The sequence below is a fragment of the Luteitalea sp. TBR-22 genome, from assembly GCF_016865485.1.
Taxonomy (GTDB): Bacteria; Acidobacteriota; Vicinamibacteria; order Vicinamibacterales; family Vicinamibacteraceae; genus Luteitalea.
This window is the reverse complement of sequence record NZ_AP024452.1, coordinates 2,441,161-2,455,050: the sequence shown is the minus strand read 5'-3', so window position 1 is coordinate 2,455,050 and position 13,890 is coordinate 2,441,161. Positions and strand designations below refer to the sequence as shown.

General features: G+C 71.9%; 10 protein-coding genes. 5 read left to right on the top strand and 5 right to left on the bottom strand.

What is annotated here, in order from left to right; all coding sequences use genetic code 11:
* Nucleotides 1-93 precede the first annotated feature (93 nt).
* Nucleotides 94-1,449, bottom strand: a complete 1,356-nt coding sequence (locus tag TBR22_RS10060) for a sialidase family protein (RefSeq protein ID WP_239492845.1) — start codon at nt 1,447-1,449, stop codon at nt 94-96.
* Nucleotides 1,450-1,681: 232 nt separating this feature from the next.
* On the opposite strand from TBR22_RS10060, the gene TBR22_RS10055 reads away from it, so the two are divergent.
* Both TBR22_RS10055 and TBR22_RS10050 read left to right on the top strand, forming a co-directional pair.
* Nucleotides 1,682-3,376 (top strand): PHP domain-containing protein, encoded by a 1,695-nt coding sequence (locus TBR22_RS10055; protein ID WP_239492844.1) that lies wholly within the window; start codon nt 1,682-1,684, stop codon nt 3,374-3,376.
* Nucleotides 3,377-3,420: 44 nt separating this feature from the next.
* Complete coding sequence (locus tag TBR22_RS10050; RefSeq protein WP_239492843.1) at nt 3,421-3,858, top strand: 6-carboxytetrahydropterin synthase; 438 nt, start codon at nt 3,421-3,423, stop codon at nt 3,856-3,858.
* 69 nt (nt 3,859-3,927) lie between these two features.
* Here TBR22_RS10050 and TBR22_RS10045 read toward each other — a convergent pair whose 3' ends face one another.
* Both TBR22_RS10045 and TBR22_RS10040 read right to left on the bottom strand, forming a co-directional pair.
* Entirely contained in the window at nt 3,928-5,175 is a 1,248-nt protein-coding gene (locus TBR22_RS10045; RefSeq protein ID WP_239492842.1) for an SLC13 family permease, read from the bottom strand.
* Complete coding sequence (locus TBR22_RS10040) at nt 5,172-6,644, bottom strand: class I adenylate-forming enzyme family protein (RefSeq protein WP_239492841.1); 1,473 nt, start codon at nt 6,642-6,644, stop codon at nt 5,172-5,174. The genes TBR22_RS10045 and TBR22_RS10040 overlap by 4 nt, the downstream gene beginning before the upstream one ends.
* 340 nt (nt 6,645-6,984) lie before the next feature.
* On the opposite strand from TBR22_RS10040, the gene TBR22_RS10035 reads away from it, so the two are divergent.
* Nucleotides 6,985-7,866, top strand: coding sequence for a hypothetical protein (locus TBR22_RS10035; RefSeq protein WP_239492840.1), 882 nt, complete (start codon nt 6,985-6,987; stop codon nt 7,864-7,866).
* A 42-nt stretch (nt 7,867-7,908) separates the two neighbouring features.
* Here TBR22_RS10035 and TBR22_RS10030 read toward each other — a convergent pair whose 3' ends face one another.
* Nucleotides 7,909-9,537 carry a lipopolysaccharide assembly protein LapB gene (locus TBR22_RS10030; RefSeq protein WP_239492839.1) on the bottom strand — a complete coding sequence of 543 codons (1,629 nt, stop codon included), beginning with the start codon at nt 9,535-9,537 and terminating at the stop codon, nt 7,909-7,911.
* Between the two features lie 91 nt (nt 9,538-9,628).
* Between TBR22_RS10030 and TBR22_RS10025 the strand changes: the two genes are divergently transcribed.
* Nucleotides 9,629-9,874 carry a Trm112 family protein gene (locus TBR22_RS10025; RefSeq protein ID WP_239492838.1) on the top strand — a complete coding sequence of 82 codons (246 nt, stop codon included), beginning with the start codon at nt 9,629-9,631 and terminating at the stop codon, nt 9,872-9,874.
* Nucleotides 9,874-11,121, top strand: a complete 1,248-nt coding sequence (locus TBR22_RS10020) for a DUF2264 domain-containing protein (protein WP_239492837.1) — start codon at nt 9,874-9,876, stop codon at nt 11,119-11,121. Before TBR22_RS10025 ends, TBR22_RS10020 begins: the two co-directional genes overlap by 1 nt.
* A gap of 60 nt (nt 11,122-11,181) precedes the next feature.
* Here TBR22_RS10020 and TBR22_RS10015 read toward each other — a convergent pair whose 3' ends face one another.
* Nucleotides 11,182-13,821, bottom strand: coding sequence for a PIG-L family deacetylase (locus tag TBR22_RS10015; RefSeq protein ID WP_239492836.1), 2,640 nt, complete (start codon nt 13,819-13,821; stop codon nt 11,182-11,184).
* Nucleotides 13,822-13,890 lie beyond the last annotated feature (69 nt).

Genomic DNA, 13,890 nt, shown 5'->3' with positions numbered 1-13,890 from the left:
GGCTCGGGCTCAGGGCTCAGAGATCACGCTCAATGGGTTCTGAGCCTTGAGCCTGACGCCTTGAGCCTTGGTTCGGCGGTCAGCGTTCAGCGGTCAGCGGTCAGCAATCGCCACCGAAATCCCCACCTTCTTCTCGCCGACGAAGTGCGGGAACACCGCCACCACGCGTCCCTGCGATGCGTCGATGCCGTTGTAGTCGCCGAACGCCGCATCGGCCGTCGTCGTGAAGGGCGCAAGCGGCACCGGCCCCGACGTCCAGGTGCGGCCGCCATCGGCGCTGCGCGCCAGCACGACGCGCGTCTCGGTGCCCGTCGGCCCGACCCGTTCGTGGTAGACCACGTGAAGGTCGCCCGTCGAGGCGTCGAGCGCCAGCCACACGAAGAACTGCGGCACGCCGTTGCCCTGCGCGTCGGCATTCACGCGCACCGGCGTGGTCCACGTGTGGCCCTTGTCCGAAGACGACGAGACGAACACGTCCGGGTCACCATGGCGCGCGTCGACCCACGCGACGTACACCGTGCCACGACGCGGGCCGTCCGAGCCGTCCACCACCGTCACGGGCATGCCGTTGCTGCGCGACAGCGCCGGGATGTCGATGTCCCACCCGCCCGGGATGGCCGACACGAGGCGCTCCTCGCCGAACGTCACGCCGCCGTCGTCGGACCTGTCGATCACCAGGCCTGCCGGCCCCGACCAGGCCACGTACACCTCGCCGTCCGGTCCTGCCGCCGGTACCGCCCCCTCGACCGTGTCATCGTCGTCGAGGCAGGTGCCCTGCCGGTCGGAGATGCGTAGCGGCACCGCGAACGAACGCCCGCCATCGGTGGAGCGCGAGAAATGGATCTCGCTGCGGCAGTCGGCCCTCGTGGTGTTGTACTCGTCGAACCGCGTCCACGCGACGTACACGCTGCCCCGCCGAGGCGAGCGGGCCCCGCGATCGACCCCGGGCCACGGCTTGTCCTCGAACGGCGCGACGGTGTTGCGGTGATCGATGACCGCGATGGGCGCATCCCATCCGCCCGTCGCCGCATCACGACGGCGGACGAAGATGCCGTTGCGGGCCAGCGTCGGCCGGGCCACCCGCAGCCCGTCGAACGCGATGTAGGAGTGATACAGCGTACCGTCCGGCCCGAACGTCACCGCGTCGTCGCCCTGCGTCGCGCGGCGCTCCGGATTGGCCGCCAGTTCCTCGCGCCACGTGCTCCCGCCATCGCGCGACTCGAAAAGCACGTTGCGCACGCGGGTCCCGCCGGGTCTATTGACCTGGTACGCCGACACGACGATGTGGTCGCGGTTGGTGGGGTCGATGGCCACCGAGACCTCCGCGGTGTTCGGGGCATCGGGCCCGGTGACGCGCACGACGCGCACCGCCGGACCCTGCGCCTCGCCGACGACCAGCGTCAGCGCGGCGAGCGTGGCGAGAGTGAGGGAGTGGACGACGAGCCGCACCGGCGCAGGATAGCCGAGTCGCCCGGGTGGAACCGGCGCGCGCCCGTCGGCCAAGGCCGACGGCTACGCGGCTGTTGATGTCCCCGGCGTCCGACGTCCGGTGCCCACGACCGGTGCCCGGTGGCCAGCGTCCGGTGACCGCCGCCCGGACGACCGGTGCCCGCCGCCCGTGCGACCGGAGCTTCGGTGCCCGGCGCCCGGTGCCCGGTGCCCTGTCTTGTATGCTGCCCCCGTGACGGCGCGTCGCGCGGGACTCGTGGGACTGGGGCTGATGGCAGCCGCCGCGTGCCTGCTCTGGCTCCTCACCCCGGAGCCCCTCGTCCTCACGCCCGTGCCGGGCCAGCCGAGGCTCTGGCGCGGCGCGTACCACGTCCACAGCACGCGCTCCGACGGCAGCGGCTCGCCCGACGCGATCGCGACGGCGGCGGCGCGGGCTGGCCTCGACTTCGTGATCCTCACCGACCACGGCGACGCAACGCGCCTTCCCGACCCGCCGCGGGTCGTGGAGGGCGTGCTCCTCATCGACGGCGTCGAGATCAGCACCGACGACGGGCACTACGTCGCACTCGACCTGCCGCGTGCCCCCTACCCGCTGGCGGGCGAGGGGCGCGCCGTGGCCGAGGACGTGCGTCGACTCGGTGGACTGGGCATCCTCGCGCACCCCGACTCGCCGCGCCCGGCGCTCGCCTGGCATGACCCGTCAGTGGATGGCGACGGGTTCGAGTGGATCAACGCCGACAGCACCTGGCGCTCGGCGCCGACGACGTCGCTGCTCGGGCGCCTGGCGGTGTACCCCTTCAACGGCGCAGTGGCGCTCGTCGGCCTGGCGCACTACCCCACCGCCCTGCTGGCCGACCGCGATCGACCGTCGCGGCCGCCACAGCTTGCGCTCGCCGCCGTCGATGCGCACGCCCGCATCGGCTGGAAGCGCGAGGCCGACCCGATGGACGACGGCCGGACGCTGGCGCGGTTTCCCGGATACGTGGCCAGCTTCGGCACCTTCGGCCTGGTCGTGCCGTGGCTCGACGGCGCCCCGACGGGCGATGCGTCGCGCGATGCCCGCGTCGTGCTCGACGCCATCAGGCACCGTGTGGCGTACAGCGCGGTGTTCGGCCTCGCCGACGCCCCATGGCTCGCCCTCGACCTGCTCGAGCCGGCTGATGCGGCCCTGCCTGGGCCGGATGCCCGTGGCGCGGCCCGCCTCCTCGTGCGGCACAACGGCCCGGCAGGCTCGGTGGTGCGCGTGACGCGCAACGGCACACCCTGGCGAGACGTCGCGCCATCGGCGGAGGGCGTGCCGCTGGGGGCCAACGACCCGCCCGGCATCTATCGCGCCCAACTGTGGCGCGCGCCGTCGGGCGGGGGACCTGCCCTGCCGCTGGCCATCAGCCCGGCACGCGGGCACAACCTCCCGGTCGCTCCGAGCGTGCCCCCCGGTGACCGGGACACCGCAGGCGAAGGGACGGCCGTGGCCCTGCGGGGCTGGCACGGCGAGCACGATGCGGCATCTCGCGTCGACGTCGTGGCAGGCGCTGCCGACGCGGTGGTCGCGGCCCGACTGGCGTTGGCACCAGGCGCACGCACCAGCCAGTTCGCGGCGCTCGTCGGCGACCTGGCGAGTCCGCCGCCGTCCGGTGCCGTGCTCGAGCTCGACGTATCGGCCTCGGGCCCCATGCGGCTGTCGGTCCAACTCCGGGAGCCGCGTCCGGGCGAAGGCCTGCGGTGGCGCCATTCGGCCTACGTGGACAGCACCAGGCGCCTCGTCAGGCTGCCGCTGGAGGACTTCCGGCCGATCCGCCCAGCCACCGGCCCGCCGGCCCTCGACCGCCTCCATGCGCTGCTGCTGGTGATGGACACCGTCAACGCGCGCCCCGGCGACGCACGCGCGCTGACGGTGCATGCGGCCCGCTGGACGCGCGGCCGCTAGAATGGACGGAGCGCCCCGCTCCCGCCGGGCGTCCCACACCTCGTATGGAAAAGATCATCGTCCACTCCCATTTCCACACCGGGCATCGGCAGCTCGGCTACCCCGGCAAGTGCAAGTGGGTCCACGGCCACACGTGGCGCGGCACCGTGACGGTGTCGTGCGAAGCCTTCCCGCGCGACGAGCTCGACATGGCGCTCGACTTCGGCGACCTGAAGGCCGTGATGCGGTTCCTCGACCACAAGATGCTCGTGACCGAGCAGGACTCGACGTTCCTGAACTCCGAGCTGTTCGAGCCCGAGGGCGTGGTCCTGCTGAAGGGCAAGGGTCCCAGCGTGGAGAACGTGGCGCTCTACGTCTGGGAGCACGTCGTCGCCCACATCCAGGACAAGTTCCCGGGGCGCGGCATCACCTACACGGTGGAAGTGCTGATCCAGGAGACCGAGAACAACATCTTCGTCGTCGAGAAGACCGCGACGATCTAGAAGCGCCAAGGTCGGGCGCGGTGGCCTCGCCGCGCCGCTGTCGATCACGGCCGCCTGGGACACGCGGGCCTACCTGAACGCGAAGAAGCGGATCCCGAACTGGCAGAACGCCGCGCCGACGAGCGTCATGGCCAGGCCCCAGGTGAGCATGCGGCGGAACAGGAGTGGCGTCTGCTCGCCGGCGGGAAGCGCGGCGATGCAGAGCGCGCCGATGGTCGAGAGCGGCGACACGTCCACGAGCGCCGCGCCGACGTTGATGCTGAGGGCAATCTGCAACGGATCGCCGCCGCCCAGCTTCGCGACGAGCGACGGGATGGCCGGCAGGAACGTCGGATAGACCACCCCCGACGTCGAGCTGTAGGTCGAGATCGCACCAGTCACGAAGGCGATCACGCCGTTGACGCTGGCCGGCGTCGCGATGCGCGCCAGCGCGCCGCTGAACAGGTCGAGGCCGCCCGTGCCCTCGAGCACGCCGATCAGCACGCTGACGCCGCACACCATCACGATCACCGCCCAGGGCACCTGCCGCAGCATCGCGCCGTCCTCGCACGCGCGCAGCAGCACGAGCACCGACGCGGCCGCGAACGCGGCGAGACCCAGGTTCACCTTGAGCCCCACCACGGCGACGACCCACGCCGCGCCCACCGCGAGCGTCAGCCAGTGCTGACGGGTCAACGGCGGTACCTCACCGACGTCGACGCGCGTGTCGTCGCGCAGCAGGCGCGGACCGCCGAAGGCGAGCCACGCGAGCCCGGCGGCGAGCAGGTGGGCGACGAAGTTGGCCGCAAACACCTGCCAGGCGTGTCCCGGCACCCCCGCCTTCACCATCCCGGCCGCCACGATCACGCCCACCGCGCTGAACGGCGACAGGTTGCCCGCGTTGGCGCCGTTGCCGATCATCAGCGCCGCGAGCAGGGGCGAGAGCCCGGCCTGCACGCCCGCCGCCATGCCGACCGGCGCGAGCAGCGCGGATGCGGCGATCGCGCCCGGCCCCATCGCGCTGACCGTGCACGAGAGGCCGAACAGCATCGCGGGCAACCAGCCGGCGCGTCCGCCACACGCGCGCAAGGCGCGCTGGGTGAGCGCCGCCATCGTGCCGTTGGCCTGCGTGATGCCGAACAGGAGCGTCACGCCGAGCAGCGTCACGAACAGCGAGGCCGGGAACACGGCCATCAGCGCGTCGGGCTTCCAGCCTGCGACGTAGACCGCGATCGGCCAGGCCAGCGCCACGGCGAGCACGCCGACGTTGAGCCGCGTGCCGAAGCTCGCCGCCATCACCAGCACGAGGGCGAGCACGGACAGCGCCGCGGGGCTCATCGGCGCGTGTCCACTGGCGGGAGCAGGTGCTTCTGCACCTTGCCGAGCGCCGTCCGCGGCAAGGCGTCGACAACGACGAACGCTCGCGGCACCTTGAAGGAGGCCACCTGCGCGCGCAGGGCGGCCTCGACGGCCGACGTGTCGATGCCCTGGCCCACCAGGTACGCCACCGGCACCTCGCCACGCACCGCGTCGGGCACGCCGACGACGGCGGCCTCGCGTACGCCGGGGAGGGTCGTGAGCACTTCCTCGATTTCGCGCGGGTAGATGTTGAAGCCGCCGGCGATGATGAGATCGCTGCGGCGGCCCTGCAGCGTGATGTAGCCGTCGGCCGCGCGGCACCCGAGGTCGCCCGTGCGAAACCAGCCGTCGACGAAGGCCGCGGCGGTCGCTTCGGGTCGATTCCAGTACCCCGCGCAGACGTTCGGCCCCTGCACCCAGAGTTCGCCGGTCTCGTCGGTGCCGACCGGCGCGCCGCCGTCGTCGAGGATGCGCACGGCCGTCATCGGCAACGGCAGGCCCACGGTGCCCGGTCGGCGTTCCCCCACCAGCGGGTTGCTGACGTTCATCAGCGTCTCGGTCATGCCGTAACGCTCCAGGATGACGTGACCGAAGCGCGCCGCGAACGCCTCGAGGACCTGCGCAGGCAGTGGCGCCGAGCCCGAGACGAAAAGGCGCATCCGCGCGCCAATGGCCTGCGCCTGCGCCGCCGGCGTCTCGAGCAGCCGCACGTACATGGTCGGCACGCCGAAGAAGAGCGTCGGCCGGTACTCCTCGAACCAGCCGACGGCCTTGTCGTGCTCGAAGCGCTCCACGAGTCGCATGTGACAGCCGCTGGCCAGCCAGCACTGCACGCCGTTGCCGAGGCCGTGGACGTGGAACAGCGGCAGCGCGGCCAGATACCGGTCGGCGTGGGTGATGTCCCAGGCCGCGAGCAGCGCGAGCGCGTTGGCGGCGAAGTTGCCCTGGGTGAGCACCGCGCCCTTGGCGACGCCCGTCGTCCCCGACGTGTAGACGAGCGCCGCCGGCGTCGCCGCGTCGGCACGCACGGCGACTCGCTCGGCGGGATGGGTGCCGGCCTCGGCCTCGACCACATCCACATCCCACACCGGCAGGCCCGCGAAGTCGCCGACGCGATCGGCGGTGGTCACGACGGCGCGCGGCGCCGCGTCGGCGAGGATGTGGCCGATCTCGCGGCCGCGGTAGAGCACGTTGATCGGCACCAGGATGACGCCGCGCTTGATCGCGGCGATCCACAGGTCGATGACCGCGGGTCGATTGGGGAGGCAGAACGCCAGCAGATCGCCAGGGGCCACGCCGCGGGCGGCCAGCAGGTGGGCCCATCGGTTGCTGCGCGCCTCGAGGTCGCCGAACGTGAAGGCGCGTCGGACGCCGCCGGCATCGAACTCGAGAGCCGGCGTGTCGGGGCGTCCGAGGAGCGACAGGTCGTATAGGCTCAGCAGCGACATCGAGACCCGAACGATATCGCTCCCGGCGGCATGGCGTCCACGCACGGCGGTCGGGCACGCGCCTCGGGCGGCGCGGCTCGGGAGGCGGGCCGTCCATGTTTTCGCGCGTCGGTGAGGCGCGCGCGTAACGACGCGCCCGTGCCTGAACGCACAAGGCGGCCTCGTGGATTTGGCTCGTGCATTGCCGATGGTTGAGGCGTACCGTCGTGACTCATCCATGGTCATGCGTCGGCCGGCTCCGCTGCGGCAGCGACGCGTCGTGGCGTGCAGGTCGACGGCGTGGCATCCAGCCGCGTCCCGCCTGATCGTCGCCGCCGTGGACGGGTTCCGAGGAGGAACGATGAACCGACGTCTTGGGCGCCTCTGTGTGCTCGCAGCAGTGGTCGTGGTCGCGCCGATGGCCATGGTGGCGCAGGCCCAGCAACCGGCGGCTTCGCCGTGGACGCCCGCCAAGCTGCTGATCTATCGCGAAGAGGTCAAGCCCGGCCACGCGCCAGCGCACGCCGCGAACGAGGCGGCCTGGTCGGCGGCCTTCAGGCAGGCCGATGCCCCGAGTCGCTGGGTGGCGATGACCTCGATGATGGGCCCGGGCGAGGCGTGGTTCCTCTCGGGCTACGAGAGCTACGAGGCGATGCAGAAGGTCGAGGACGGCATGGACGCCGTCGCGACGCTGCGCGCGGCCGACGACAAGTTCTCCGCCCAGGAGAGCGAGCACCTGTCGCGCACGACCGCCATCATGACCGGCTTCCGGCCGGGCCTGAGCTACCAGCCTGCCGTCGACCTGCCGACCATGCGGTACGTGCAGGTGGACGTGGTGCGGGTGAAGCAGGGACACGACCGCGAGTTCCGCATGGCGTGGCGCGCGATGGCCGAGGCCCACGCGAAGGCCAAGATGGACGAGCACTGGTCGGTGTACGAGGTCGAGGCCGGCACCGACGACCTCACGTTCTTCTTCTTCTACCCGAAGCAGTCCCTGGCCGGGATCGACGCGGCAGGCCCGATGCACGGCAGCGACGCGTTCCGCGACGCGGTCGGCGAGAGTGGCCGCATCCAGATGCGCGAGATGTACCAGGCATCCATCTCGTCTTCGATGACTTACGTGTTCAGGATGCGCCCGTCGATGAGCACGGTCAGCAAGCAGTGGCTCGACGCCGACCCGACGTTCTGGACGGTCAAGGCGCCGGAACCGGTGGCCGCCGCGGCCCCGGCGCGCAAGAAGTAGGCAGGTTCCCCTGGGGCCGGCGCCTGCCGGCCCCAGGGCCCGTCACTTGATCTTGAGGCCCGAGGCGAGCATCTTCACGCGCTCTGCCAGGGCCGCGTCGCTGCCGCCGAGCGCCACCATCTGGTCGAAGTGCGCCTGCATCTTCTGCACCCGCGCCTGGTCGTCGGGACCGCAGGGGCACCCCTTCTTGAAGCCGCCGAAGTAGGCCCAGGCCGCGCCCCATCGCGGCATCCACCACTTGGGCGCCAGTTCCGCGGCCTTCTCGAGCGGCGCAATCGCCTTCTCGAACTCCTTCTTGTCCTTCAGCGCCAGGCCGAGCACGGCATACCCCATCGGGTTGGTATAGCCTGCGGTGGCGGTCGCCTTCTGCAACGTGTCGATGCTGCGATCGACCTGCTTGGACTCGTAGAGCACCGCGCCGAGCTCGGTCAGGATGCCGGGGTCGGCCGCATCGAGGGCCGCGGCCTTCTCCATCGCCGCGAGCGCACCGGGCACGTCCTTCTTCTGCTCGCGCAGAATCCGGCCCTGGCCGTAATGCGCCTGGGCGAGCCTGGCGTCGAGGCGGACGGCGTTGCCGTACGCGGCCAGCGCCTGGTCGTACTGCTTGTCCTGTTCGAGCAGCCGCCCGTGCAGGTACTGGGCCTGCGCGTTGTCGGGCAGCGCGGCCGCCGCGGCGGCCGCCGGCGCCTTCGCGTTCTCGAAGTCGTTGACGCGCACGAGCACGTCGGCCAGGCCGAGCAGTGCCTCCGGTTGCCTGGGGTCGATGGCCAGCACCGCCCGGAACTGCTGCGCGGCCTCGGGGAGGCGGCCCTGCTTCTGCTGGATTCGGCCGAGCGCGAGCAGCAAGGCCTTGTCCTGGGGATTGGCCGCGATGGCCGCATACAGGTCGGGCAGCGCCCTGGCCTCGTCGCCCGTCGCGAGGTAGGCGCGACCGCGCACCGCGTACAGGTCCTTCCGGCCGGGCTCGGCATCGAGCGCCGCGGTGGCGGCGGCGATCGTCCCGGCATGATCGCCCTTGGCGCCGAGCACCTGCGCCAGCTGCGCGCTCGTGGCCGCGCGCTTGGGCTCGAGCTCGAGCGCCTTCTTGAGCGGCGCCTCCGCGTCGGCCTGCCGTCCCGCGGCGATCAGCGCCTCGCCCAAGGCGGCATGGACCGCCGCCTGCCCTGGCACCGCCTTGACGGCGGCTTCGCAGGCCGCCACGGCTTCCGGGCTCTTGAGCTTCACGAGCGACTGCGCCCGGATCACGTGCGCCTCCGGGCGGGCGGGGTCGATGGCCAGCACCGCCGCCGCCTGCTCCGCGGCATCGCCGTAGCGCTGGGCCTCGAAGTGGCCGGTGGCCAGTCCCATGTGCGCTCGCGCCTTCTCGGCGCCGGTGAGCGAGGACACCGCCAGGTTGTAGTTCACGAGCGCGCAGTCCCAGTTCTTCTGCGACTCGCAGACGGTCGCGAGCTTGAAGGCGGCCTGCGCTTGCCTGGGATCCAGTTCGATGATCGCCTTCAGGTAGGCCTCGGCCTTCGGCAGGTCGTTGGCGGCGATGAACTTGTCGGCCTCCTCCATCAGCCGCGGGATGTCCTTCGGCTTGAGCTTCGACTTCTCCTGCGCGTCCATGGTGACCGACAGCCCGGCAAGCAGGACCACGGCGCACGCCGGGGTCCACGCGAACATGCGCATGGCGGAACTCCTCTGGTGGGTTGAGGGCCGCATCCTAGCAGAAATCACGGCCCTGTCCGGCACCACGGCCGGCTGCATGTAGACTCTGTCCATGGTCGATGCCGAACTGCTCGAAATCCTCGTGTGCCCCGAGGACAAGACTCCCGTCACCCTGGCCAGCCCCGACACGCTCGCGACGCTCAACGCCCGCATCGCGGCCGGCGGCGTGAAGACCCGCGGCGGTGCGCCAGTGACCGAAGCGGTCACCGAAGGCCTGGTCCGCGCCGACGGCAAGTACCTGTACCCGGTGCGCGAGGACATTCCCGTGATGCTCATCGACGAGGCCATCGCGCTCTGATGGACCGGCGGCGCTTCGTCGCGACCGCCGCGAGCCTCGGCACGGCGGCCGTCACCCCCTCCGTCCTGCCGGCAGCGGCACACGCACAACCGGCTCCCGCCGACGGCGCCGCCGACCGCGCCGCGTGGCTCGCGCGCGTCGACCGCATCTTCCTGCCGGTGCTGCGCGCCCTCGCGCAGGGGCGCCTGCGTGCCACCATGCCGGTGGAGACGGTGCCCGGCGCCACCGGCCGCGAGGCGGTCACGCACCTCGAGGCCGTGGGCCGCACGCTCATGGGCCTGGCGCCGTGGCTCGCCCTCCCGGCGAGCGCCGACGCCGAGGGACGCACCCGGGCCGCCGCGATCGACCTGATTCGCGCCGGCCTCGATCACGGCACCCGCCCCGGCGGTCCCGACCGGCTCAACTTCAACGAAGGCTCACAACCGCTGGTCGACGCGGCCTTCCTGGCCCAGGCCTTCCTGCGCGCGCCGGCGATCTGGACCGGCCTGCCCGAGGCCACCCGCACGCGGTTGGTCGACGCGTTCCGATCGGCACGCGTGATCCTGCCGGGCTTCAACAACTGGCTGTTGTTCGCCGCGACGGTCGAAGCGTTCCTGAAGAAGGCCGGCGACCCGACGTGGGACCGCATGCGCGTCGACTACGCGCTGCGCCAGCACGAGCAGTGGTACAAGGGCGACGGCATCTACGGCGACGGTCCGCAGTTCCACTTCGACTACTACAACGCCTTCGTCATCCAGCCGATGCTCGTCGACGTGCTCGACGCCTGCGCCGACGACCGGCCGGCCTGGCAGGCGATGCGTGAGCCGGTGCTGACGCGGGCGCGGCGGTTCGCCGCCATCCAGGAACGCCTCATCGCTCCTGACGGCTCGTATCCGCCGGTCGGCCGCTCGCTCGCCTATCGCTGCGGCGCGTTCCAGGGGCTCGCGCAGGCGGCGTTGCGCAAGGATCTTCCCGGGGACGTGACACCCGGCCAGGCCCGCGCCGCGCTGTCGGCGGTCATCGCGCGCACGCTGGATGCGCCCGGCACCGTCGACGCCGGCGGCTGGCTCACGCTGGGCCTGTGCGGCCACCAACCCGGCATCGCCGAGACCTACATCTCCACCGGCAGCCTGTACCTCTGCTCGGCCGCGTTCCTGCCCCTCGGACTCCCGGCCAGTGACCCGTTCTGGACCGAGCCGGCGCGCGCCTGGACGGCCAAGCGCGCCTTCGCCGGCGAGCCGATCCCCATCGACAAGGCCATTTCGTAGACGTCGGCCTTGGCCGACGGTCAACGCGCTGGCGCAATGCGCGTCGAGCAGGCTCGACGCCTACGGCCGCTTTGACCCGAGGCTGATCAGGTTCGCCACGATCCGGTACGCGCCCGGCACGCCGTCGGGCAGTTCGCGGAACCAGCTGTAGGCCGAGTACACGTAGTGCCCCTTGCCCAGCCGCGCGTACACCAGGCCGCCCTTCTGCTCGGTGTCCCAGGGGTCGTGGCTCTCCAGCAGCGGCGTGTACTGCGGATCGAAGGTCTGGAAACCGTAGGCGTTCCGCTCCTGGCGCCAGTTGCGGAAGTCGTCAAGCGTGATGCGGTTCGGCGTCGTGAACACCGGGTGCGTCGGCTCGAGGATCGTGACCGGCGCATCCTCGTCGGTCACGCGTGACCCGATCTCGGCCGGGAACGGCGTCAGCTTCTTCTGCGTGTAGACCTCGTGCTGCTCCTGCACGATGAGCGTGCCGCCGTTGCGCACGTAGTCGAGCAGGCGCCCGTGGTTGGCCACGAAGTCGGGCCGCACCTCGGAGGCGCGGACGCCGACCATGATCGTGTCGTAGCGGGCGAGATCACCCGACGCGACGTCGTTGGGCGTGAGCAGCGTGACCGGCACGCCGAGGCGCTTCAGCCCCTCGGGCACCTCGTCGCCCGTGCCCATGATGTAGCCGACGGTGACGGGCGCCACCGTCACGTCCACCAGTCGCAGGTCGAAGCGCGCCGGCTCGTACATCCGGTGCGTCTGGATGTGCGGGTAGGCGATGGTCCGCAGCCGGTGCGCGTACGTGCGTCCGCCCGACACGGCCCTCGCCGTGAACACGTGACTGCCCTGCGCGACGCCCTTCGGCGGCGCGACGGCAAAGGTCGCCGTGGCGCTCTGGCCCGCCTGCTCGATGGTGAAGGCCGCCCTGGCCGGCGTGGCCGTCCAGCCGGAGGGCATGTCGAGCGACACCTCGCCGCTGATCGCCGCAGGCGCCTGGCTGTCGATGCGCACGGTGACCTGGCGCGACGCACCCACCGACGACAGGGCCACGACGTCCAGGCCGGGGGTGACCTGCACCGACAGCGCCGGCACGACCTCGAGGTTGCGCCGCAGTTCGCCGCGCACCGGATCGACGATGCGGAACTGCACGGGCACGGTGACCTCGACGGGCGTGCCCGCCACGGTGATCGTGGTGCGACCGCTGGCGACCGCGGGCGCGAACGGCATGTGGCGCGGCGCGTCGGCCGGCCAGGCGAACACGTCGCCCCGCGCTGGCGCCTCGAGCCAGTACGGCTGCGTGATGCGCGCATCCGCTGCCGCCGTCACGGCGAACGACGCCTCGACGCTCGGCTGCTCACGAAGGAAGCGCGCCATGAAGCCGCGTCCCGTGAACTGCGGCGCCTCGGCGAGCGGCGCCTGCGTCCAGCCGATCGGCAGCGTGAGCGTCGGCGGCGCCACCGTGACGGTGAGATCCGGCGCCGCGGGCACGAATGCGCGGACGCTGACGCTGACCTGCCCGCCCGGCGTCACCGTTTCGCTGGTCGCCAACGCCTCGACATGCACGCCCGACGCATGGACCAACGCGTCCTCCCACTGGCGAATCTCCTGATCCAGCAGGAAGGCGGCCTCCGCTCTCGCCGCCTCCGGCGCCGACAGCGTGGCAAGGGCCGCACGCGCCTCGCGCGCCGCAGTCAGGCCCCGCGCCAGCACCGGCAGCAGCGTCGTCGGCTGCCGCACGTCGACACGCGAGAGCGCTTCGCTGGCCGAGGACGCCATGACGCCGAGTGGCGCGGCGATCGCCCCGTCGGGGAGGCCGGCCAGTCGGGCCAGCCCGGCGATCGACGTGTCGATGCCGTCGAACACCGACTGCTCGCGCTCGACGCGCGGCACCCACGACTCGACCAGGCGCAGGCCCGTGGTCTGCGGGCCATGCAGCTGCGCGCCGCCCATCTCCTGCGTCTTGTGCTGTGACCGGCCTTCCGCGGCGATCTGCGCGTACGTCCGGCCGAGCGCCGGATCGAACACGCCCGTCTGGAGCGTGAGCGTCGGTGGCTCCGGCTGGTTGGGTCCGAACCGCATGCCCACGTAGAGCTTTTTCACCTGCCACGGCCGCAGCCCTTCCGCGATCTGCTCGGGGAACTGCGCAGGGTCGGCCGCCGCCTTGACGGCAATGGGCGTGAGCGCGCCCGCGAGCTGGTGGTTCCCGTGCCCGTCGGCCGAGGTGCCCGAGAACCGTGACGCGACGACGAGCGGCCGGTAGGTGCGCAGGACGCGCACCATGTCACCGAGCGGCACGTCGCGCCCGCCCCACTTGCGCTCGGTCTCCGGCATGTTGACCGTGTAGCCGAAGTCGACGACGCGCGTGAAGAACTGCTCGCCGCCGTCGAGGGCTCGCGCCTGCAGCAGCTCCTCCGTGCGGATGACGCCGAGCGCCTCGTAGAACTCGGGGCCGAGGACGTTCTGCCCGCCCTCGCCGCGATTCAGGGAAAGGTACGCCACCCGCGCGTGGTCGCCACGCGCCAGCCGCGCGATGAGCGCGCTGTCCTCATCGTCGGGGTGCGCGCCGGTGTGCATCGCGCTGGCGGTCGTGGTGAGCCGCTGCAGCTTCTGGATCAGGCCGGCCGCGCCCTCCCTGTACGGCGACCGGACCTGGGCCTGCAGGGAGATGAGGGAGAGGGCCGCGACGAGGCCCGCCACGGCGAGGCGTGTGCGCATGCTGCGATGGTAATTTGAAATTCGAAATTTGAAATTCTCGAGGCGACGGCCTTCGGCCTGTCGCCCTCG

Coding starts and splice junctions, on each gene's coding strand:
- TBR22_RS10020 (WP_239492837.1), top strand. CDS start 9,874: ATGGACCGGCGGCGCTTCGTCGCGACCGCCGCGAGCCTCGGCACGGCG.
- TBR22_RS10025 (WP_239492838.1), top strand. CDS start 9,629: ATGGTCGATGCCGAACTGCTCGAAATCCTCGTGTGCCCCGAGGACAAG.
- TBR22_RS10050 (WP_239492843.1), top strand. CDS start 3,421: ATGGAAAAGATCATCGTCCACTCCCATTTCCACACCGGGCATCGGCAG.
- TBR22_RS10035 (WP_239492840.1), top strand. CDS start 6,985: ATGAACCGACGTCTTGGGCGCCTCTGTGTGCTCGCAGCAGTGGTCGTG.
- TBR22_RS10040 (WP_239492841.1), bottom strand. CDS start 6,644: ATGTCGCTGCTGAGCCTATACGACCTGTCGCTCCTCGGACGCCCCGAC.
- TBR22_RS10030 (WP_239492839.1), bottom strand. CDS start 9,537: ATGCGCATGTTCGCGTGGACCCCGGCGTGCGCCGTGGTCCTGCTTGCC.
- TBR22_RS10015 (WP_239492836.1), bottom strand. CDS start 13,821: ATGCGCACACGCCTCGCCGTGGCGGGCCTCGTCGCGGCCCTCTCCCTC.
- TBR22_RS10045 (WP_239492842.1), bottom strand. CDS start 5,175: ATGAGCCCCGCGGCGCTGTCCGTGCTCGCCCTCGTGCTGGTGATGGCG.